Source organism: Streptococcus infantis, assembly GCF_047463615.1.
In the GTDB taxonomy this organism is placed as follows: Bacteria; Bacillota; Bacilli; order Lactobacillales; family Streptococcaceae; genus Streptococcus; species Streptococcus infantis_X.
On the sequence record NZ_JASHDO010000007.1, the window covers coordinates 16,221 to 35,053 of the forward strand.

22 protein-coding genes, 2 pseudogenes and 1 riboswitch are annotated in these 18,833 nt (G+C 37.3%); of the genes and pseudogenes, 8 read left to right on the forward strand and 16 right to left on the reverse strand.

Going from position 1 to position 18,833, the window contains the following annotated elements:
* Positions 1–325: 325 nt before the first annotated feature.
* Together hslO and dusB are read left to right on the forward strand one after the other, a co-directional pair.
* A complete protein-coding gene (gene hslO, locus QM874_RS07115; RefSeq protein ID WP_414316771.1) occupies positions 326–1,198 on the forward strand; it encodes an Hsp33 family molecular chaperone HslO in 873 nt (290 codons plus the stop codon).
* Positions 1,185–2,165 (forward strand): tRNA dihydrouridine synthase DusB, encoded by a 981-nt coding sequence (gene dusB / locus QM874_RS07120; RefSeq protein ID WP_414316772.1) that lies wholly within the window; start codon positions 1,185–1,187, stop codon positions 2,163–2,165. The genes hslO and dusB overlap by 14 nt, the downstream gene beginning before the upstream one ends.
* Positions 2,166–2,240: 75 nt before the next feature.
* Here dusB and QM874_RS07125 read toward each other — a convergent pair whose 3' ends face one another.
* A complete protein-coding gene (locus QM874_RS07125) occupies positions 2,241–2,939 on the reverse strand; it encodes a hypothetical protein (protein WP_414316773.1) in 699 nt (232 codons plus the stop codon).
* Between the two features lie 282 nt (positions 2,940–3,221).
* Here QM874_RS07125 and QM874_RS07130 point away from each other — a divergent pair, with 282 nt between their 5' ends.
* Positions 3,222–3,452: a hypothetical protein gene (locus tag QM874_RS07130; RefSeq protein ID WP_315640071.1), complete on the forward strand. Its 231-nt coding sequence runs from the start codon at positions 3,222–3,224 to the stop codon at positions 3,450–3,452.
* 222 nt (positions 3,453–3,674) lie between these two features.
* Here QM874_RS07130 and QM874_RS07135 read toward each other — a convergent pair whose 3' ends face one another.
* From QM874_RS07135 to QM874_RS07155, 5 genes are all read right to left on the reverse strand, one after another.
* Positions 3,675–4,448: an NUDIX domain-containing protein gene (locus tag QM874_RS07135; protein ID WP_000140040.1), complete on the reverse strand. Its 774-nt coding sequence runs from the start codon at positions 4,446–4,448 to the stop codon at positions 3,675–3,677.
* A 1-nt stretch (position 4,449) separates the two neighbouring features.
* On the reverse strand, positions 4,450–5,226 hold the full coding sequence (pnuC, locus tag QM874_RS07140) for a nicotinamide riboside transporter PnuC (protein ID WP_414316774.1): 777 nt from the start codon (positions 5,224–5,226) through the stop codon (positions 4,450–4,452).
* Positions 5,227–5,235: 9 nt separating this feature from the next.
* A complete protein-coding gene (locus QM874_RS07145; protein ID WP_414316775.1) occupies positions 5,236–6,294 on the reverse strand; it encodes an AAA family ATPase in 1,059 nt (352 codons plus the stop codon).
* A 249-nt stretch (positions 6,295–6,543) separates the two neighbouring features.
* Positions 6,544–8,976 carry an ATP-dependent Clp protease ATP-binding subunit gene (locus QM874_RS07150; RefSeq protein WP_414316776.1) on the reverse strand — a complete coding sequence of 811 codons (2,433 nt, stop codon included), beginning with the start codon at positions 8,974–8,976 and terminating at the stop codon, positions 6,544–6,546.
* A gap of 6 nt (positions 8,977–8,982) precedes the next feature.
* Positions 8,983–9,441, reverse strand: a complete 459-nt coding sequence (locus QM874_RS07155) for a CtsR family transcriptional regulator (RefSeq protein WP_001237459.1) — start codon at positions 9,439–9,441, stop codon at positions 8,983–8,985.
* A gap of 468 nt (positions 9,442–9,909) precedes the next feature.
* Here QM874_RS07155 and QM874_RS07160 point away from each other — a divergent pair, with 468 nt between their 5' ends.
* Positions 9,910–10,119 carry a CPCC family cysteine-rich protein gene (locus QM874_RS07160; RefSeq protein ID WP_414316777.1) on the forward strand — a complete coding sequence of 70 codons (210 nt, stop codon included), beginning with the start codon at positions 9,910–9,912 and terminating at the stop codon, positions 10,117–10,119.
* Between the two features lie 34 nt (positions 10,120–10,153).
* A complete protein-coding gene (locus tag QM874_RS07165) occupies positions 10,154–10,354 on the forward strand; it encodes a hypothetical protein (protein WP_414316778.1) in 201 nt (66 codons plus the stop codon).
* 282 nt (positions 10,355–10,636) lie between these two features.
* Here QM874_RS07165 and QM874_RS07170 read toward each other — a convergent pair whose 3' ends face one another.
* From QM874_RS07170 to QM874_RS07205, 8 genes are all read right to left on the reverse strand, one after another.
* Entirely contained in the window at positions 10,637–10,939 is a 303-nt protein-coding gene (locus QM874_RS07170) for a hypothetical protein (RefSeq protein ID WP_414271154.1), read from the reverse strand.
* 27 nt (positions 10,940–10,966) lie between these two features.
* Positions 10,967–11,206: a hypothetical protein gene (locus tag QM874_RS07175; protein ID WP_414271155.1), complete on the reverse strand. Its 240-nt coding sequence runs from the start codon at positions 11,204–11,206 to the stop codon at positions 10,967–10,969.
* A 282-nt stretch (positions 11,207–11,488) separates the two neighbouring features.
* On the reverse strand, positions 11,489–12,217 hold the full coding sequence (locus QM874_RS07180) for an ABC transporter ATP-binding protein (protein WP_414316779.1): 729 nt from the start codon (positions 12,215–12,217) through the stop codon (positions 11,489–11,491).
* Complete coding sequence (locus tag QM874_RS07185; protein ID WP_414316780.1) at positions 12,217–13,224, reverse strand: ABC transporter substrate-binding protein; 1,008 nt, start codon at positions 13,222–13,224, stop codon at positions 12,217–12,219. The genes QM874_RS07180 and QM874_RS07185 overlap by 1 nt, the downstream gene beginning before the upstream one ends.
* Before the next feature lie 22 nt (positions 13,225–13,246).
* The gene (locus QM874_RS07190) at positions 13,247–14,017 is read right to left on the reverse strand and encodes an ABC transporter permease (RefSeq protein ID WP_414316781.1); all 771 of its coding nucleotides are present in this window, start codon (positions 14,015–14,017) and stop codon (positions 13,247–13,249) included.
* Entirely contained in the window at positions 13,980–14,270 is a 291-nt protein-coding gene (locus tag QM874_RS07195) for an MTH1187 family thiamine-binding protein (protein ID WP_414316782.1), read from the reverse strand. Before QM874_RS07195 ends, QM874_RS07190 begins: the two co-directional genes overlap by 38 nt.
* A 75-nt stretch (positions 14,271–14,345) precedes the next feature.
* A riboswitch (TPP riboswitch) is annotated at positions 14,346–14,448 on the reverse strand.
* 519 nt (positions 14,449–14,967) lie between these two features.
* Positions 14,968–16,182: an MFS transporter gene (locus tag QM874_RS07200; RefSeq protein ID WP_414316783.1), complete on the reverse strand. Its 1,215-nt coding sequence runs from the start codon at positions 16,180–16,182 to the stop codon at positions 14,968–14,970.
* Entirely contained in the window at positions 16,172–16,384 is a 213-nt protein-coding gene (locus tag QM874_RS07205) for a hypothetical protein (protein ID WP_414316784.1), read from the reverse strand. Before QM874_RS07205 ends, QM874_RS07200 begins: the two co-directional genes overlap by 11 nt.
* 213 nt (positions 16,385–16,597) lie before the next feature.
* Between QM874_RS07205 and QM874_RS07210 the strand changes: the two are divergent.
* Positions 16,598–16,798, forward strand: a pseudogene (locus tag QM874_RS07210) (helix-turn-helix domain-containing protein); the annotation flags it as partial.
* A 96-nt stretch (positions 16,799–16,894) separates the two neighbouring features.
* On the opposite strand, the gene QM874_RS07215 reads toward QM874_RS07210, so the two are convergent.
* Positions 16,895–17,065, reverse strand: coding sequence for a hypothetical protein (locus QM874_RS07215; protein ID WP_033682031.1), 171 nt, complete (start codon positions 17,063–17,065; stop codon positions 16,895–16,897).
* Between the two features lie 197 nt (positions 17,066–17,262).
* Between QM874_RS07215 and QM874_RS07220 the strand changes: the two are divergent.
* Positions 17,263–17,481 (forward strand): annotated as a pseudogene (locus tag QM874_RS07220) (helix-turn-helix domain-containing protein); the annotation flags it as partial.
* Between the two features lie 96 nt (positions 17,482–17,577).
* On the opposite strand, the gene QM874_RS07225 reads toward QM874_RS07220, so the two are convergent.
* A complete protein-coding gene (locus QM874_RS07225) occupies positions 17,578–17,748 on the reverse strand; it encodes a hypothetical protein (protein WP_033682031.1) in 171 nt (56 codons plus the stop codon).
* A 197-nt stretch (positions 17,749–17,945) separates the two neighbouring features.
* Here QM874_RS07225 and QM874_RS07230 point away from each other — a divergent pair, with 197 nt between their 5' ends.
* Entirely contained in the window at positions 17,946–18,794 is an 849-nt protein-coding gene (locus tag QM874_RS07230) for an Rgg/GadR/MutR family transcriptional regulator (RefSeq protein WP_414316785.1), read from the forward strand.
* The last annotated feature ends 39 nt before the right edge of the window (positions 18,795–18,833 follow it).

Sequence of the window (18,833 nt, forward strand, 5' to 3'; positions counted from 1 at the left end):
ATTTCACAAAAAAGACCTGATTCCCCAAGCCTTTTAAGCAAATTATATCTGACGAATCACTGCCAAATCTTCCATATCCAAGTCGTTTTTTAAATAATAGACTGGTGTTTGTTCCTTCTAAAGTCGTTTGTGACTCCTACAATAAAAAGAAAGAACTAAAAATTGACCAGACTCAGCTTTTTCCATCAAGTCTCCTAAATATATTCGTTACCCCTTACATTTTCTCCTTCAAGCAGAACATAATATAAAAAATGCCAGAATAACCCTCACTACTATTCAAACACAGCACTCCCCCTTTGGGCATTTTTATGCTAAAATAGTAGCTATGGATAAAATTATTAAAACTATATCAGAAAGCGGAGCCTTTCGTGCTTTTGTCCTTGATAGCACTGAAACCGTCCGCACTGCTCAAGAAAAACATCAAACTCAAGCCAGTTCAACTGTTGCACTTGGTCGTACTCTTATCGCTAGCCAGATTCTCGCAGCCAATGAAAAAGGAAATACCAAGCTGACTGTTAAGGTGTTGGGTTCCAGCTCTCTAGGTGCCATCATCACCGTCGCTGATACCAAGGGGAACGTCAAAGGTTACGTTCAAAATCCTGGTGTTGACATCAAAAAGACTGCAACTGGTGAAGTTCTAGTCGGACCTTTTGTCGGCAATGGTCAATTTCTCGTTATCACAGACTACGGCACTGGAAATCCTTATAACTCTATGACTCCGCTTATCTCTGGAGAAATCGGAGAAGACCTTGCCTTTTACCTGACTGAAAGCCAACAAACGCCGTCAGCAGTTGGTCTCAATGTCCTTTTAGACAAAGACGACAAGGTCAAAGTAGCAGGCGGTTTCCTTGTTCAAGTTTTGCCAGGAGCCAAGGAAGAAGAAATTGCTCGTTTTGAAAAACGTATCCAAGAAATGTCAGCCATTTCGACTCTTCTAGAAAGCGATGACCATATCGAAGCTCTTCTCAAAGCTATCTATGGCGACGAACCCTACAAACGTCTGTCAGAAGAAGAAATTCGTTTCCAATGCGACTGCAGCAAAGAACGTTTTATGAAGGCTCTTTCTAGTCTGCCAAGCTCAGACTTGCAGGAAATGAAGGACGAAGACCACGGGGCAGAAATCACTTGTCAATTCTGCCAAACTACTTATAATTTTGATGAAAACGACCTGGAGGAACTCATTCGTGACAAATCTTAATACCCCCTTTATGATTGGCAATGTTGAGATTCCCAATCGTACCGTTTTAGCGCCTATGGCTGGTGTAACCAACTCAGCCTTCCGCACCATTGTTAAAGAACTTGGGGCAGGCCTTGTTGTCATGGAAATGGTCTCTGACAAGGGAATCCAATACAACAACGAAAAAACTCTTCACATGCTTCATATCGATGAGGGAGAAAACCCAGTCTCTATCCAACTATTTGGTAGTGATGAAGACAGCCTCGCACGCGCAGCAGAATTCATCCAAGAAAACACCAAGACCGATATCGTCGATATCAACATGGGCTGTCCAGTTAACAAAATCGTGAAGAACGAAGCTGGAGCTATGTGGCTCAAGGACCCAGATAAAATTTACTCTATCATCAACAAGGTACAATCTGTCCTTGATATCCCCCTCACTGTCAAAATGCGTACAGGTTGGTCTGACCCGTCTCTTGCAGTAGAAAATGCCCTCGCTGCTGAAGCTGCAGGTGTTTCTGCACTCGCTATGCACGGTCGTACCCGTGAGCAAATGTACACTGGACACGCGGACCTTGAGACCCTTCACGAGGTTGCCCAAGCTCTAACTAAGATTCCATTCATCGCCAACGGTGATATCCGCACTGTCCAAGAAGCCAAACAACGTATCGAAGAAGTCGGTGCTGATGCCGTTATGATTGGCCGTGCAGCTATGGGGAATCCTTACCTCTTCAACCAAATCAATCATTACTTTGAAACAGGAGAAATCCTGCCTGATTTAACCTTCGAAGACAAGATGAAAATTGCCTACGAGCACTTGAAACGCTTGATTAACCTCAAGGGAGAAAAGGTTGCGGTCCGTGAATTCCGTGGCCTAGCTCCTCACTATCTCCGTGGAACATCTGGCGCAGCCAAACTCCGTGGAGCCATTTCACAAGCTAGCACCCTAGCAGAGATTGAAGCCCTCTTGCAATTAGATAAGGCTTAACAACCAAGATGAAAACCCGTAACTTCAATAGCTACGGGTTTCTTGTTTTTAGGGGGCAATTAAAAGTACTCAAGCCTATGGCTGAATCAAAGCAACGCTAGATACAGTTCCATCTGCGCCTGTTGTAATTTGGATGATTTTTCCACCACCAATTTTGGCATTATATTTACCATCATCAAGGGTATAGGCATAGCCTTGGATAGAGTAATTTTCTTTCTTACCATCAGCAGATTCTACTGTAAATTGACCACCTGATGAAACAGTAATAGTCTCACCATTAGCACCCTTCCAGTTGCCAGCTGCGGCAGAGAAATCTCCATCAACCATGGTTAGAACACCCTTGTAACGTTTGTTGTGTTCTGCTTGCTTATCTTGAAGTTTGCGGTCAGTAGTTGGATCATAAGCTGATTGGCTTGTCTGTGCTTGAGAGCCTTGCTGATTTGACGGAGTTTGCGAAGATGCCTGTTGGTTAGAAGGTTCTTGGCTCTGTCTTGGTTTTTGTGCTGGTGCTGGTGTTGCTTGTGATTGGTTAGCAGTAGTCGTTGACTGATCAGAAGAAGCTGCCTTAGTTTTTTCTGATGAAGCTGAACTTGAGGATTTCTGAGTCTTGTTATCCTTACTTGAAGAACTTGCCTTAGAACTAGAAGATGCTTGTGTTGTCTTGCTAGAACTATCGCTTGTGGTATTTTCTTTCTTATTACCACAAGCCCCCAATAGCAGAGTTGAAGCGAGTACAGTTGCAGCCATTAATTTGATAGAAGTTTTATTTTTCATTTTATGCTCCTTTTGTAACACTTTTGAAATTTTAAGAAATATATTTGTAACATTATTGTAATATTTGTTTTGAAATTTGTCAACTACTTATCTAAAATTTTTTAGAATTATTTTTTAGTACATTTATTTCCTTATCCCTCCTATATCTTTTATTCGTAAAGAATTAAAAAAACAGGAAAATTTTTCCTACTAAAAATACTATATTTTACAAGCGTAATCGCTTGCATTTTTTTCTTGAAGGGCTATAATAAAATTGAGATAGGATATTGGAGGTGTAGGCTTATGTTAAGCAAATATTACAAGTATCTTCCTTGGGTGATTTTAGATGCTTTCGTTTCTTATGGGGCAGCTACTCATTACGCTCAAACAACATTTGATTTGTTCTACCTAACTGCTATTTTCATGATTGTCTACGTGGCTTTATTGTATTTACACGAAACCTATTTAAAATATAAATACAAGGATTTATTCATTCGAATCATGAGCAATTCAAAGACAGATAAACATCCTTAATTAGTAAAGCTGTCAAATATTATCAAAAAGAGGTCGGGAAAAAATCCCGACCTCGCTTTTTTATGAATAATAAACCTTTGATACGATAGCTGACTTGGCTTGTGACGCAAACTTTATTTTCTCTATTCTCAAGCTTCAAACAGCCATCGGATTTGTTGAAACTTCTCAGGACTGAGACTAGGAAATCGAGACTTGGTCTATCGATGTCTATCCCCAAGATTTTTATTTCAATCGATAGGTTTTTCTTGGTTTCTTTTTAGGCACTCGTTTGAGCCCAACTTCTTCTACATACTCACCATATTTCACGAGAAAGTTATTGCTGACGATTGGTCGGCCTGGGTTGATGAGATTGACTAATTCGGTTCCTTCATAGACAGTGAACTCCTCCTCTAGCAGATAGAGGAAGGTCGGATTCCAGTCAAGACGCCCTTGGATTCGTTTAATAGACTCTTGGATAATGGCATAATGGTCAAAGGCGAAGGCGTGCTCCTCCAACTCTAGTCCCTCTAGGAAGCACTTGCCCGTCTGAAAATCAACATCGACAAAAACAACATCCTTGGCATCATCTCCAGCTTGAACGAGTTCGAGTGCGCGGCTAGGTAGATACACCAAGTGGGCGATAGTAACCGTCCAGCCCCGCGGATCACGACCTGGGGTAGACACTGTCATCAACTGCTCGATTTTTTCCAAAGGAAGGTCGAGGTTAACCTCTTCTCGCACCTCACGCTGGCAAGCATGCCTTGCATCTTCACTCTTATCCATAAAACCACCGACCAAAGCCAAACAGTTTTGATAAGGATGGGCCTTACGACGGATTAGCAAGAGTTTGATTTTCCCTTCCACAAAGCAATAAGCTACCATATCCACCGTCACGCTCGGTTTTTCATACTGAGGAAGATCCTGTTTGCAGTACCAGTCTAAAAATTCCTTCTCAGTCGCATGAATCTCAAAATATTCTCTTTCTGTCATTCCAGCCGGGATTATCCTTTCAGTCATCTTATCCCTCCTTGACAGCTTTTGTCCATTGGTACCAACCAACTAAACTATTGATGGTATAAACCCAGTACATACCTTGGATATGGATATTTTCACCCCACCAGAGGTAAATACTAAAGAGATTGGTTGCAATCCAGAAAATCCATTGCTCCCGGTAAAGACGTGTCATCAAGAGCTGGCCAACACCATTGGTCGCATCTGTAACACTGTCACGGAAAGGACGAGCGCTATGGATACTTTGGTAGGCAAAGCCCATACCAATCCAGATGATGGCTGTCAAAGCCAAATATTTGAGCCAATCAATCAGGCCGAGTTTCTTAGCTTCAAAGTGAGACTCCTCTGGTCTTCCTTGCTCATTGATCCGATTAGACAACCAAGTATAGAGACCGATAGGCTGCATGACAAAGAAATAAACTGTGGTCAAAACTTCACCGTAGAAAGTCGCATTCATAGCTAGGACCAAATAGATTGCAGAGTTAATAGCTCCAAAAAGGTAGTTACTAGCTCGACCTTCTGCAACCAAGATAACGCAGACAATCCCTGTCCAAGAGGCCAAGAGACCAACCCAGTCATGACTTTCCGTGTTTTGTGTAAACTCCAGAATAAGAGGAACACTTGATAAAACAATCAAATAGAGCCACTGGAAAAGACTACGGCCCACAAAGAGGTCTTTCCAAAGCAAATGCATAACTCCTGTAAAACCAATTTTACGAGCTTCTGCGTGAACATTTTTAAAGTTTTCAATAAATCGTGTGATTTTTTCAGTTATTTTTTTCATTTTCTTCTCCTAATCTGCTTGGTAAATGGCATCAATAGCTACTTTTGCTGCTTCATAATTTCCTAGATAATCATCAGCTAGATAAACATGAGGAATATTGGCTAGATATTGCTCCCTCATCATATCCAAATGCTGAGAAAAACTATGACGGATATGGTCTTCTGCCATGGTCATGTCGCGAAAACCATCATTGACATAAGAGCCGACAGGTTGCACAAAGAGGATTAAATCCCACTTTTCCTTGGCTAAGATGGAAACGAAGAGATTATCAAAGGTCTCTCCGGACAAGTCCTCCTGCTCTTCGCTTTCCATGTAGTAATCGTAGTAGCCCTTGGTTACCAATGAGTTGGTGTCTGCAATGACCAAGCCTCGATTGGCATTACTATCGATTAACTTGGAAGTTTGATCATATTGGCCCAAAAGGAGGTAATAATAGTCTTTTGGGGTAAGCTCATCATCTCGAACATTATTTTTTATCTGATACTCACGAGCATATTCCAGACTGACTGGCGCATCATAAAAACGAGCTAAATCCTTGGCTAGAGTTGTTTTACCATTACTAGCACTTCCCATAATCAACACTTTTTTCGTAAACTGACGGCGGAAAGGTTGAGCGATGTATTTCCAATATTTGCTTGGATTTTCTCGAATCATGGTAGCCGAAATTCCAAATTTTCTTTCCTGCAAAACAGTCTCGAAACCACGTTCTGACAATTCTTGTTGGTATTCGGACTCTCCTACAAAAAAGATTAGTTCCTCACCAGTCTGGTCATAGGAAATGGCCTGCAACATCTGATCCAACCACTCCTGCCAGCCCATTGGATAGCGTGGAATATTGGTTTCGTCAAGTTTACAAACAGAAGTCAACTCATCATCTCGAAATGCTTCACGAATATAGCGAAACCTCTTTTGTAGTGTAAGTCCAACCTGTTCACCACGATCTCCCTTATAACCTGAAACTACCACCCATACAGCATCGCATTGTCGTTTTGCTCTTTGGATTAAATCAATATGCCCCTGATGCAAGGGAGCAAAGGTTCCAAAAACCACCGCTATCTTTTTTTTCATATCTCTTTAACCTTTTTATAAATTTTTATATTTTATATTATACTTTACCTTTCTGTATTTGTCAATACTTTTTTATTATTTTTTATAAAAACATTGCTGTATGATAAGAATTTTTTATGTAGCATACAAAACTTGATTAGGAAAAATCCCTTTTGGAAATCCTTAAACTAATTGCACAATTCAAATGCTTATTTGAGTAGCAACTTCCCAAAAAAAGAGGATGAAACAATCTGTTCCAACCTCACAATTTTAAACAATATCAAATTTCAATTGACCAGCTTTGACACCAATCTTCAGTGTCTTACCTTCTTTCAGTTCACCTGTAAGAAGGAGCTCTGCTAGTTTGTCTTCTACTTCTGTTTGCAAAGTTCTGCGTAGTGGACGAGCTCCCATCTCTGGATCATAGCCCTTCTGAGCCAGAAGCTTAAGGGCAGATGCTTGAAGTTTCAAGTCAATCCCTTTTTCTGCCAGACTTGCAATCAATGGTTTGACCATAATCTTAACCACGTCCTGCATATCTTGACTTGACAAGCTATGGAAGACTACCTTCTCATCAATACGGTTGATAAACTCTGGACGATAAGCCTTTTTCAGCTCCTCAAACATCCGTTTTTCCATATTTTCTTGGTCAAAACGAATGTCCTTAGCTCCAAAACCAACTGTCTTATCATCACGAAGAGCTGTCGCACCAAGGTTTGAAGTCATGATGATGATGGTATTGGAGAAGTCAACCTTGCGACCCTTACTGTCTGTCAAGACACCATCATCCAAGACTTGCAAGAGCACATTAAAGATATCTGGGTGTGCCTTTTCTACCTCATCAAAAAGCAAGACTGAGTACGGTTTGTTACGAACCTTCTCGGTCAACTCTCCACCTTCTTCGTAACCTACATAACCCGGAGGTGCACCATTGAGACGACTGGCTGCAAATTTCTCCATATACTCACTCATGTCAAAGCGGATAAGAGCAGACTCATCATCAAAGAGAACTTCCGCCAAGGCCTTGGCCAACTCGGTTTTACCGACACCTGTTGGTCCTAGGAACATAAAGGAGCCAATTGGACGTTTGTTATTGCGAATACCCGATTGATTTCGGCGAATGGCACGACTGATACTAGATACAGCTTGTTCCTGTCCGATAACACGTTTATGCAGTTCAGCTTCAAGATTGAGATACTTCTTGGCATCTGTTTGGGTCAATTTTTGAACTGGAATACCTGACAAGCGACTCAAGGTGGTCAAAATATCTGATTCTGTCACCAAATCTTTATAGACTGGAACTTCCTGCTCTTTTGCAATGAGTTGAGCAGCTTGCTTCCATTTACCATCCATCAAGGCCTTATCAGCTGGTGTTAAACCTGACTCATCTTGTTTAGCGTGTTTCGATTTATTTTGCACTGTTGCAGCTGCTTCGTCCAAAAGGTCAATCGCTGAGTCTGGCAAATGACGACTCGTCAAATAACGATGTGCCATTTTGACAGCTGTTTCTACTGCATCGTCTGCAATTTGGACATGGTGGTGTTTCTCGTAAGTTGCTTTCAAGCCCTGCAAAATAGCCATACTATCTGCTAAACTTGGCTCCTCAATCATCACTTTTGCAAAGCGACGAGAAAGGGCTGCGTCTTTTTCGATGTGCTTTTGATACTCTTCCTGAGTGGTCGCACCGACAGTTCTCAGAGTTCCACGTGCCAAGGCAGGTTTCAGGATATTGGCCGCATCCAAGGTCGAATCAATCCCACTTCCTGATCCCATAATGGTATGAAGCTCATCGATAAAGAGGATGACCTTGCCATCTTCCTCAATATCTTTGATGATATTGTTCATACGTTCTTCAAAGTCACCACGGAAACGAGTTCCCGCAACCACATTCATCAAATCAAGTTCTAAAACTCGCATCTTAGCCATTTCATCAGGTACATCCCCGTTGGCAATACGTTGCGCAAGACCAAGTGCCAGAGCTGTTTTACCGACACCTGCATCTCCAACTAGGACTGGATTATTTTTTGTCTTACGGCTCAAGATTTGAATCATACGAGAGATTTCTTGGTCGCGCCCGATGACAGGCTCTAATTTACCTGAACGAGCTTGCTCTGTAAGGTCATGTGTATAATCTTCCAAACCTCCACTTGGTGTCTGAGGCATGCCCATCATATTAGCCATAGAATTTTGCTTGTCCGCTACCGTACGATGACGCTGGCGAAGGGCCTTCAAATCATCTCTAGTCCAACCAGCACGTGCTTCAAGACTACGACGAAGTCCAGCAATCTTGACCTGATCCTTCTGATCTTCGTAAGAAAATCCCGCTTTTTCTAGAATACGAGTAGCCAAGGCATTGCCATCATGTAAGATAGCATAAAGAACATGCTCTGTTCCTAAAACCTTGGCATGCACAACAGAAGCTACATGCTCTGCTTCCAACAACAATACCTTCAAACGGTGTGAAAAAGGCAACTCCTGATAATTTTCCTTATCGCTATACTTTGTTTCAGTCAACTCTACAGCAACTTCCTCCAGACGATCAATCTCATAGGGAAATTCATTCAAAGTTGCCCCAGCTACACTGTAACCATGATTGGCCATAGCAATCAATAGGTGCCAAGACTCTAAGTATTCTGCCCCAAAATGACTTGCGACCAGAAAGGCACTTTCTATACATTCTCTCAATGCTTTTGAATATTTCATTTAGTTCTATTTTCCTTTTCTATCTACCTCTTGTAATAACTGTCGGAGCATATTGGCACGGATAAGATTGGCATCCTCACCTAAAACCCGGTCTGTCGCCATCGCTAGTAATAGATTCATCTCCTGACGAGTCACTAAATCCTGTTCAAACAAGAGTCTTAAAACATCTTCAAAGATAACTAGGCTGACTTCTTCGCCCACCGAATACAGTAAATCGCGGAGCATTTCATGGTGGTTTGAGAATTCAATCCGTCCTATACGAATGTAGCCACCACCACCACGCTTACTTTCAACCAAGTATCCCCTGCTTTCTGTAAAACGAGTCTTAATCACATAGTTAATCTGACTAGGAACAACCTGGAAAGTATCTGCCAACTGACTACGTTGCAACTCCACAATACCAGATTGATCTAAAATTGCCTTGATGTAGGCCTCAATATGATCTGATGTATTTTTAAGTCTCATAACAAACCCACCTCTCTTTAAACCTTGACTATCTTTGACTATACTATCATTTAAGACTCTATAAGTCAAATTTTTAGGGCTCAGCCCTTGAAAATACTGAGTTTCTTTAAAAATATTTTGGCATTAAATCGCTTTAGCTTTTCTTGAAAGTTCCTAAAAAAATCCACAAAAAAGAGCCCTAAAAAGGGCGTAATGTAATATTGACGAGTTCAGTAGTCAAGAAACGAGCACGGTCAAACGTGCTTTTTAATACCTACTAGTAGTATAGCATATCCAGAAAACTCTCTCAATCATTAGCAATAGCTCCAATATTGAAGTATAATGATACTATAACTCTTGCAGAAGCTAAGAAGGCCTATCTCAGGAAAGTTTAGAAAGATAAGAGCATTTAATTTAAAAGCATTTAGTTCTAGCCAATTAATATTTCTGGTTTCACTATTTTAAAACATTAATTAGGAGTAAATAATTATGAATAAGACTGGTAAAGAAAACTTAGTAATGATTAATGATGAAGAATATGTACATTGTCCAGTTTGCGGAACATTGACTGCCGTTTATGACATTTGTGATCATTGTAATTGGCAAAATACGGGTGAAACCAACATTGATGGAGGCCCCAATAAGATGACACTAGCAAAAGCTAAGGAAGCTTACCTTAAGGGGATTCCAATAATATAACAAACTATAGTACTACAAAATCAGGAACAGAAAAATGGAACTTAGAAAGTTTAACAATAGAGTTGTAACGATTACAGACGTTGATAACCAGACCTTTGAGGGAATTTGTCTTTTTGAAGATAAGGATACTTTTGATGAAGAGTACGATGCTTTATCTGTTAAAACAGGTTTACGATGGATGAGATTGTTTGAAAATGAAATTTTAAATGTTGAAATTATTAAAAAAATTAACTAACCTAAAAGCCCTTAGATTTTTTCCAAGGGCTGATTTATTTGCAAGGATAGGCAGGACTGTCGAGGCTCCTGCATTTCTCGATCCACTAACTAAGTAGCGCGTTGGTGACAGATTCTCAACCTCTATCCTTCGTATCTTAATTATTTCACAGTATCCATCAAAAATAAATTATGAGAGAGGCGACTGAACATCAAAAATAGTCTATATGTATCTAAGCATGTTTACTATTGTATATAATCTTTTTCAGTCATATCATTCAATTCTTACAAATAAATGTATAGTTTATGACTTTCTATCTGAGAAAAAATCTCTCCAAAACGAATTTTCGCTATCAAAAATTCTAACTTCTTCTTCCGTCATATTGTGAGGATAATCAAGAAAAAGGTTATAAATTTTTTTCTTATCAAAGCTGAACAGAAACTCTCCTATAACACCTATTTTATCAATCCACCAAACTTTTGACTCTTCACTATCTTTGTAAAAATCACTGTACCCTTCAAGATTGGACTCCGAAGTAATGAGTTCATCTGTTTCATCGGATGAGTCTGGTTTGTTATAGTCATGTAGTTCATTATTTAACATCATTTAATCACTTTTTGTTATCTCTTAAAATTACCACCAGGTAAATGATTTCTCGCTTGGTAATTCTCCTCTATCCCACATCTGCTTCACTGCTCCACGAGTCTTGTTTGCATAATAAGGATAACCTAGTTCTTTATCATAATTCGACTCGATGACAACTGTAACTTCACCAGTCTGCTCATCAATCTCAATCATACCTGGGTCACGGTTTTCCGGAATATACCAATATCCTAAAATACTAGAATTAAAAATTTTAATTAGTTTAAGCATTGCTTTTTTCCTATATTCTAAAGTCACTCAAGTCATTTAGTACCACACAACTTGTACTGGCCTTCATAATCATAACCAACGACACATATGTTCGATAAGAAACAAGCACCTCGGCCATTAACATAAAATTTAAGATCTGTGTCTAAATATTTTTTAATTTCTTCTTTTTTCATCACATCACCATAGGTCAATTATATCACTTTTTATCTATCAGAATTCCCATTTATAGACAAAAAAGAGATGGCAAAGTATCAACCTCACCAACTCTAACTCTCTATTTTTCTACTTATCTAAGCCTAATTCTGCCAAGATTTGCCGTTTATAGGCAATTTTTTGAACTTCCTTGTCTTCAGTTTCAGACCAGTCGAGTTTGACTTCAGAAACAATCTGTCCAGGCCTATTTTTCAAGATATAGATACGGTCACTAAGATTGAGGGCTTCCTCGATACTATGCGTAATGATCAAGGTCGTCAACCCTAGCTGTTTGTGAATCTCCAGATACCAAGCATGAAGTTCCATCTTAGTCATCTCATCCAAAGCGCTAAAGGCCTCGTCTAGAAGAAAGAGCTTATGTCCAAAAAGATAGGTACGAAGTAAAGCCACACGCTGTCGCATCCCACCGCTGAGTTCATGAGGGTACTTGTCTCTTACAGCCGTCAACTGGAAGGTAGCAAGGATTTCATCCACACGGGCAATGGCTTCTGCCTTATTCACTTTTTGAATCAAGAGGGGCAGGATGATATTGCCAAGAACCGTCTTATGTTCCAAGAGCAGATCCTTTTGTAGCATATAGCTCACGCGCCCCTTAGGATTTTCCTCTCCATCAAGAATGATTCGTCCAGACTGGACTTCTAAAATGCCTGCAATCAGGTTAAAGAGTGTGGTCTTTCCTACACCACTGGGGCCTAGGATAGAGACAACTTCACCTGAAGTCACTTGTAGGTTAATATCTTCTAAAATCTTCTCATCATCGTAGGCATAGCTTACATGTTCTAGTCTAATTTCTGTCATTATTTTACAAATTCGTTAGTGAAACCTTTGTCAGTCAAGTCTTCCTTGAGGATTCCATTTTCCTTATCCCATTTGTAGAAGGCATTCCAGCGATCCGCATCAAATTGTCCCCATTTGTCCTTGTCGCTTGCGTATTCTTTTGACAAGTATTTCTGAGATTCGATGACAAAGTCACGTTTATCCTTGAGCTCAGGTGCATTCTTGATGAGGATATCTGCAGCTTCTTCTGGGTGCTCCATAGCGTATTGGTAGCCTTTTTTGATGGCTTGGATGACTTTGCGAGCTTCTTCTTTGTTGTCTTTCAGATAATCGTTGTTTGCAATGATAACTGGTGAGTAGTAGTCAAACTCCTTGACATAATCTTTCAAGTACATGAAGTTAGCGTCCACACCTTGAGATTTGGCAAGAATTCCATCCCAACCATAATAAATCCAGGCAGCATCAAAAACGCCATTGGCAATCGGTGTGATTGAGTTTGAGTCGTTGTTTGGTACTTTTTCGACCTTCTCAAAGTCTCCTCCTTGAGTTTCTACCAAGGTTTTCAACATAGCAAGCTCAGTCGGGTCATTCCAAGTTCCATATTTCTTACCAACCAAGTCTTTAGGACTGTTGATGTTATCAGACTTACGAGAGATAATTCCTGATGTGTTGTGTTCTACAATCGCTGCAACGGCGGTAATTCCCGCTCCTTTTTCCAATTTCTTAGCCATATAGTCTTGGAAGTACACTGCAAATGGCGCCTTACCATTGATAACCAAGTCAGAAGAACTTTCTTCTGGTGGCAATTTCAAATCAACATCCACTCCAGCCTCTTTGAAATAACCTTTTTCCTTGGCTACATAAAGCCCTGTGTGGTTGGTATTGGGTGTCCAGTCTAGGATAAAGTCAATTTTCTTGAGTTCTGCTTCTTTGTTGTCCTTAGAAGCAGTCCCTTGACCACAAGCCACCAGCACGACAGCTACAAGAGCTGTCACAAGCGCTAAAAACACTTTCCATGTTTTCTTCATTTTCATTTCCTCTTTTCTTTTTCTAAAACGCTCTTTGAATACGTTTCCATTTAATCACATATTTTTCACTAATATCGACCAACTTCATACCCAAAAGGCTGATAATCGACACCAGAATAATAATGGCAAACATGGTATCATACTGAAACAGTTTTTTAGACTGAATCATGTAGACACCGAGTCCTTCAAAGCCTCCCAACCACTCAGATACCACTGTTGTGATAAAGGCGTAGGAGACACTGACCCTCAGACCTGCATAAAAGTAAGGCAGACTGACTGGGATTTTAAAATGCCACAGGATTTGCCAAGGATTGGCTCGCATCAGACTAAACAAGGTCAGCATATCCTTGTCACAATGCCTAAAACCATCTAGAATACTGACGATAATAGGGAAGGTTGTCGTCAAGATAATCAAGACAATCTTGGGCAAAATTCCATAACCCAACCATAAAACTAGGATAGGGGCTATGGCAATGGTCGGTATGGTCTGGACAACCACCATCATGGGGTAAATCAGGTCATTGAGCCAACTCAAACTATCCATAAGGACGGCCATAATACAGGCTATCAAGACACCTAAGACCAAGCCTAATAAGGCTACTCTCAAGGTTGCCCAACTATGGTACCAGAGAAATTCTCTGTCACGAACAAAAGACTGGAGAATCTCCAGTGGTGTCGGCAGGATAAACTTTGGTAAGAGTTTTAAGAAACCTGCCACCTGCCAAAGAGATAAGACACCCAAAAATCCTAGCAGACTAATATGCCGTCTCATTATACTTTTCAAGTTTCTCATCGATGCTTAAAATCTCTCCTATATTTATTTTCACATTGGCAAAAACATTGTCTGCTCCTTGGCCTGCCACTTCTAACGCTTCTTTGAGAATACGCATAAGTTGATCAAAGTCTCCCTCTAAAACTGTTTCAAAAGGCGTTACGACCATGGTCACTTCTTGAGCTTGCAGATAAGCAATGACCTTATCAATTACAGCTATGCGGTCAATCCCTTGTGACAGGGGCAGGACTTGTAAAGCAATGCTTGCTTTCATTCAAACCTCCTTCTAATTTACAGTTTTTCTTTATGAAAAAAGAAAAACCTCTTTCATATATGAAAAAGGTGCAAAATTAGGCCAAGTATCGTTCCCTACGCTGGCATTACCCAGATCAGGTGCGGTCGAAGTTTAACACTTCCTCTCAGACTGTACACAGACTCCCATATATTATATGGACATATGATAACGAAAAATAAATAAGATGTCAAGGAAACTGCTTACAGGGATATAAAATATGTCTAGAAAGCATATTCTATTAGGATTTAATATAAACTTGATCAATATTCAATCAAATTTTTGTCTCAATTATTTTTGGAATAACCTTAATATTTTTGTAAGAAATGAAATTTGACTAGAACTTTTTTCTTTTTCTACCTCACTATTTTTAAATATAGTTGTTCTTGTTTGAACATACTTTTCACTCGATTTCATTTGGATTATAACATCTTAAATTGTTTAGCTAGAATAGCTAACTCTTATTAGACAGGAAGTATAATCTAGCATATCATACTTATTTTTAAGATACTTATAGAAATCATAGTGATTTTCTTGTTCATAGATAATATCGCAAAACTCTATTTCTGCACACTTAATAATTATTAAATCTAAATTATATAGTACATTATGTAAAACCTTTTTCAATTTTTTATTTTACTACGAATTAATATTATTTTTTCTAATGATAATTAATCCACTAATCTTCCTTTATAAATATTGCCGTTCTTTTCTTAGTTAGCTTTTTTTCATAACTCTTTATAAGAATAACCAATAAACTACTTAGTAATCCCAAAATAACTAGACTTAATCTCGGGTTTAAAAGCCAATTAAAATAAGCAGCCAGTATCCCTCCAAAAGGAGCAAAAATGGTAGCTATTACAAAAGAACTAGAAAGTATTTTACCAATATTATACTCAGTACTTTCTTGTTGCTGTATTGTTGTAATTGAGACAGAAGCTATTGTAATTAGTCCACTCAAAATTGAGTAACAAATTCCAAAAAAAATCCAATTTTCTACTATTCCGCTTGCCATAATGACAAGTGGGATAGTTGCCATTGATATATTCATTAGGATAAAGGTATCCTTCTTATTCAAAAAAGTAGAAAGAAGGGTTACTGCTATCAAACTACCAAATCCAGCAATGGAGTAAACAATCCCAACAAGACTATTTGATAATTTTAATTGATCCTGTAAATAATAAATAATCGTTGCATTGAAGCCTAGCATAGCGATATTCACAACAATAGTAAAAAGTAAAGAAACCCTCAATTTAATATTTGTGAAATTCTCTTTAAAACCTGCAAACATTTCTTTTATATCATCATTTCCATTCTCCTTATGTCCTTGATTTGGAATATATGAAATTAATATTGAAAAAAATAACAACAAGAAAGAACCACTATTAATAAAAAAAATGCTATTAATATTAAACTTTAACATTAGTATCCCTGCTAGAGCTGGAGAAATTAATTTTGAAATAGTTCGGACACCTTGAAACTGAGAATTATATTTTTGCAATTCTTCCTTCTCAAATAAGGCAGGAGTAATTACTGAGAATCCTGTTTGAAAAAGTGTCGAAAATAAAGGTATCAAAAATGCAATAACATAGTAAAAAAATATAGAAACTGAATATTTAGATAATATCGGTATTACACTACATAATAATGCAGGTATTAATGTAGACCATAATAGTATTTTTTTCTTATTGAAATTATCTAATAAGTAACCCATAACGAATCCCAAGAAGAATTGAGGTAGCAATTCAATAATCACCATTCCTCCCATTGCAAAAGACGAATGAAATTCTTGGTAAATTAAGATTGGAAAAGCAATTTTCTGAAATCTATCTCCAACATTTGATATAAACTCACCAAAAGTAATTGTATAAAACGTTTTCTTGTTAATATCCAAAATGTCCCTTCTTTCTAGTTAAATCACGATGAATATCACTTTTTATTAAATCGGTAAGACTTATTCCAAACCTCTTTGCAAGAGTTGATACCGCACTATTTTCAATTAAACCATACATAGTTACTAACTCAATGAAATATACACCCTCGCCAGATACTCTAAAATCAAGATAACAAGTACCATCTATTTCATAATAATCCAAAATAAGTGTTTAGTTATAACTAAACACTTACCTGTATAGGTAAGATTCAACCTCCGACTATAATGATAATATCCATAATCAATAACAATATTCATGTAAATTTTAAAAGTTTTTTCATACTGAACCTCCCTTTATTTTTTATTTATTGTATAATAAATAAAAAACCTTTGAAATTTTGTTAGGAAAATGGGAAATACGGAATAAAAACTTGGTATAACACTCAGAAAAATTCGAAAAGGAAAGCAAATCAGTTTATGTTCAATTGCTGATAGTAATTTATCTAAATCTCAAATCTCCAGATTTGAACGGGGAGAATCAGAAATCTCTTGTATTCGACTAATCAATATTTTAGATAAATTACATATAACTTTGGATGAATTTATTATTCTTCATGATAATAATTCTACTAGAAGTGTTATGAATAACTTCAATATCTTTAAAGCTTTTTGTTAGATTTATAATTTCAACTATAGCCATTTCTACTCCTTAGTTTACAGCAAAAAATTATGCTTAATTCTTATTGTTTTTGTAAGAAATCAGCGACCCCAATACTATTCCATTCAACAAGCCTAAAGAAATACCATATTCAACTGGAAAATCTAAAAAAATTGCAAACACTATTCCAATCATCACCCCTAGTGAGGCTGCTGTTGAAATTACATATTCATTTTCTTTCTTCATTTTCTTTACACCTAATTTCCTTTTTGTATATAAGCTGTAGTACTCTCCACTTATCCACCGACAATAATAATATCCATAACCAACAATAAAATTAGGGAATTTTTTAAAATTTTCTTCATATTTAGACTTCCTTTCAGTTTTTATTTATTGTACAATAAATAAAAATCAATTACTTTTTTGTTGGGAAAATGGGAAATATGAAATCAAAACTTGGTATAACACTCAGAAAACTTCGAAAAGGAAAGCAAATCAGTTTATGTTCAATTGCTGATAGTAATTTATCTAAATCTCAAATCTCTAGATTTGAACGGGGAGAATCAGAAATCTCTTGTATTCGACTAATCAATATTTTAGATAAATTACATATAACTTTGGATGAATTTATTATTCTTCATGATAATAATTCTACTAGAAGTGTTATGAATAACTTCAATATCTTTAAAGCTTTTTGTTAGATTTATAATTTCAACTATAGCCATTTCTACTCCTTAGTTTACAGCAAAAAATTATGCTTAATTCTTATTGTTTTTGTAAGAAATCAGCGACCCCAATACTATTCCATTCAACAAGCCTAAAGAAATACCATATTCAACTGGAAAATCTAAAAAAATTGCAAACACTATTCCAATCATCACCCCTAGTGAGGCTGCTGTTGAAATTACATATTCATTTTCTTTCTTCATTTTCTTTACACCTAATTTCCTTTTTGTATATAAGCTGTAGTACTCTCCACTTATCCACCGACAATAATAATATCCATAACCAACAATAAAATTAGGGAATTTTTTAAAATTTTCTTCATATTTAGACTTCCTTTCAGTTTTTATTTATTGTACAATAAATAAAAATCAATTACTTTTTTGTTGGGAAAATGGGAAATATGAAATCAAAACTTGGTATAACACTCAGAAAACTTCGAAAAGGAAAGCAAATCAGTTTATGTTCAATTGCTGATAGTAATTTATCTAAATCTCAAATCTCTAGATTTGAACGGGGAGAATCAGAAATCTCTTGTATTCGACTAATCAATATTTTAGATAAATTACATATAACTTTGGATGAATTTATTATTCTTCATGACAATAATTCTACTAGAACTGGATCATTCGCTAACTTGGTGCAATATATTCGAAAACACTACTCCACAAAAAATTTTGATAGTATTATTGAATTACTATCAAACTCTTCAAGTTATAACTTGGGTCCTTATGAAAAGACAATGGTAAAATCGATTCTCTATACAACAAATAAAAATTTTCTCCCCTCGGACGAGGAGTTATTACAGCTAACAGATTATCTTTTTAAAGTTGAAAACTGGGGTTACTATGAAATTATCCTATTAGGTAACTGTGTAAGAACAATTAAATATAACTCCTACTTCCTATTAACTATAGAAATGTTAAAAAATTATATCTATTCAACATTAAATAAGACAAATAAGCGGCTTGTTACACAATTGGCAATCAATTGCCTAATTGTTAGTATTGATAAAGAAGAATTTCAAAATTGTAGTTTTCTAATCAAAGAAATAAAAAAATTACTAAATAATGAATTAAACTATTATGAACAAACCGTCTTCTTATATACATGTGGATACTTTGAATTTAAGTGCAATCCTGCGAACGGAATCGAAAAGATGAAACAAGCACTTCAGGTATTTGAAATTCTAGGAGAACATAATATAAAAGCACAGTACCAAGAGCACTATGACAAATATATTAATCAATAGCATAAAGATAGTTAATCTTTAACCACCATAGGATTAGTT

Bases quoted from the DNA above. Each gene is read 5' to 3' on its own strand.
- hslO (WP_414316771.1), top strand. From the start codon at position 326: ATGGATAAAATTATTAAAACTATATCAGAAAGCGGAGCCTTTCGTGCT.
- QM874_RS07230 (WP_414316785.1), top strand. From the start codon at position 17,946: ATGAAATCAAAACTTGGTATAACACTCAGAAAACTTCGAAAAGGAAAG.
- QM874_RS07165 (WP_414316778.1), top strand. From the start codon at position 10,154: ATGGAACTTAGAAAGTTTAACAATAGAGTTGTAACGATTACAGACGTT.
- QM874_RS07180 (WP_414316779.1), bottom strand. From the start codon at position 12,217: ATGACAGAAATTAGACTAGAACATGTAAGCTATGCCTACGATGATGAG.
- pnuC (WP_414316774.1), bottom strand. From the start codon at position 5,226: ATGAAAAAAATAACTGAAAAAATCACACGATTTATTGAAAACTTTAAA.
- QM874_RS07195 (WP_414316782.1), bottom strand. From the start codon at position 14,270: ATGAAAGCAAGCATTGCTTTACAAGTCCTGCCCCTGTCACAAGGGATT.
- QM874_RS07145 (WP_414316775.1), bottom strand. From the start codon at position 6,294: ATGAAAAAAAAGATAGCGGTGGTTTTTGGAACCTTTGCTCCCTTGCAT.
- QM874_RS07215 (WP_033682031.1), bottom strand. From the start codon at position 17,065: ATGAAGAAAGAAAATGAATATGTAATTTCAACAGCAGCCTCACTAGGG.
- QM874_RS07185 (WP_414316780.1), bottom strand. From the start codon at position 13,224: ATGAAGAAAACATGGAAAGTGTTTTTAGCGCTTGTGACAGCTCTTGTA.
- QM874_RS07170 (WP_414271154.1), bottom strand. From the start codon at position 10,939: ATGATGTTAAATAATGAACTACATGACTATAACAAACCAGACTCATCC.
- QM874_RS07155 (WP_001237459.1), bottom strand. From the start codon at position 9,441: ATGAGACTTAAAAATACATCAGATCATATTGAGGCCTACATCAAGGCA.
- QM874_RS07190 (WP_414316781.1), bottom strand. From the start codon at position 14,017: ATGAGAAACTTGAAAAGTATAATGAGACGGCATATTAGTCTGCTAGGA.
- QM874_RS07130 (WP_315640071.1), top strand. From the start codon at position 3,222: ATGTTAAGCAAATATTACAAGTATCTTCCTTGGGTGATTTTAGATGCT.
- QM874_RS07150 (WP_414316776.1), bottom strand. From the start codon at position 8,976: ATGAAATATTCAAAAGCATTGAGAGAATGTATAGAAAGTGCCTTTCTG.
- QM874_RS07175 (WP_414271155.1), bottom strand. From the start codon at position 11,206: ATGCTTAAACTAATTAAAATTTTTAATTCTAGTATTTTAGGATATTGG.
- QM874_RS07225 (WP_033682031.1), bottom strand. From the start codon at position 17,748: ATGAAGAAAGAAAATGAATATGTAATTTCAACAGCAGCCTCACTAGGG.
- QM874_RS07160 (WP_414316777.1), top strand. From the start codon at position 9,910: ATGAATAAGACTGGTAAAGAAAACTTAGTAATGATTAATGATGAAGAA.
- QM874_RS07125 (WP_414316773.1), bottom strand. From the start codon at position 2,939: ATGAAAAATAAAACTTCTATCAAATTAATGGCTGCAACTGTACTCGCT.
- QM874_RS07135 (WP_000140040.1), bottom strand. From the start codon at position 4,448: ATGACTGAAAGGATAATCCCGGCTGGAATGACAGAAAGAGAATATTTT.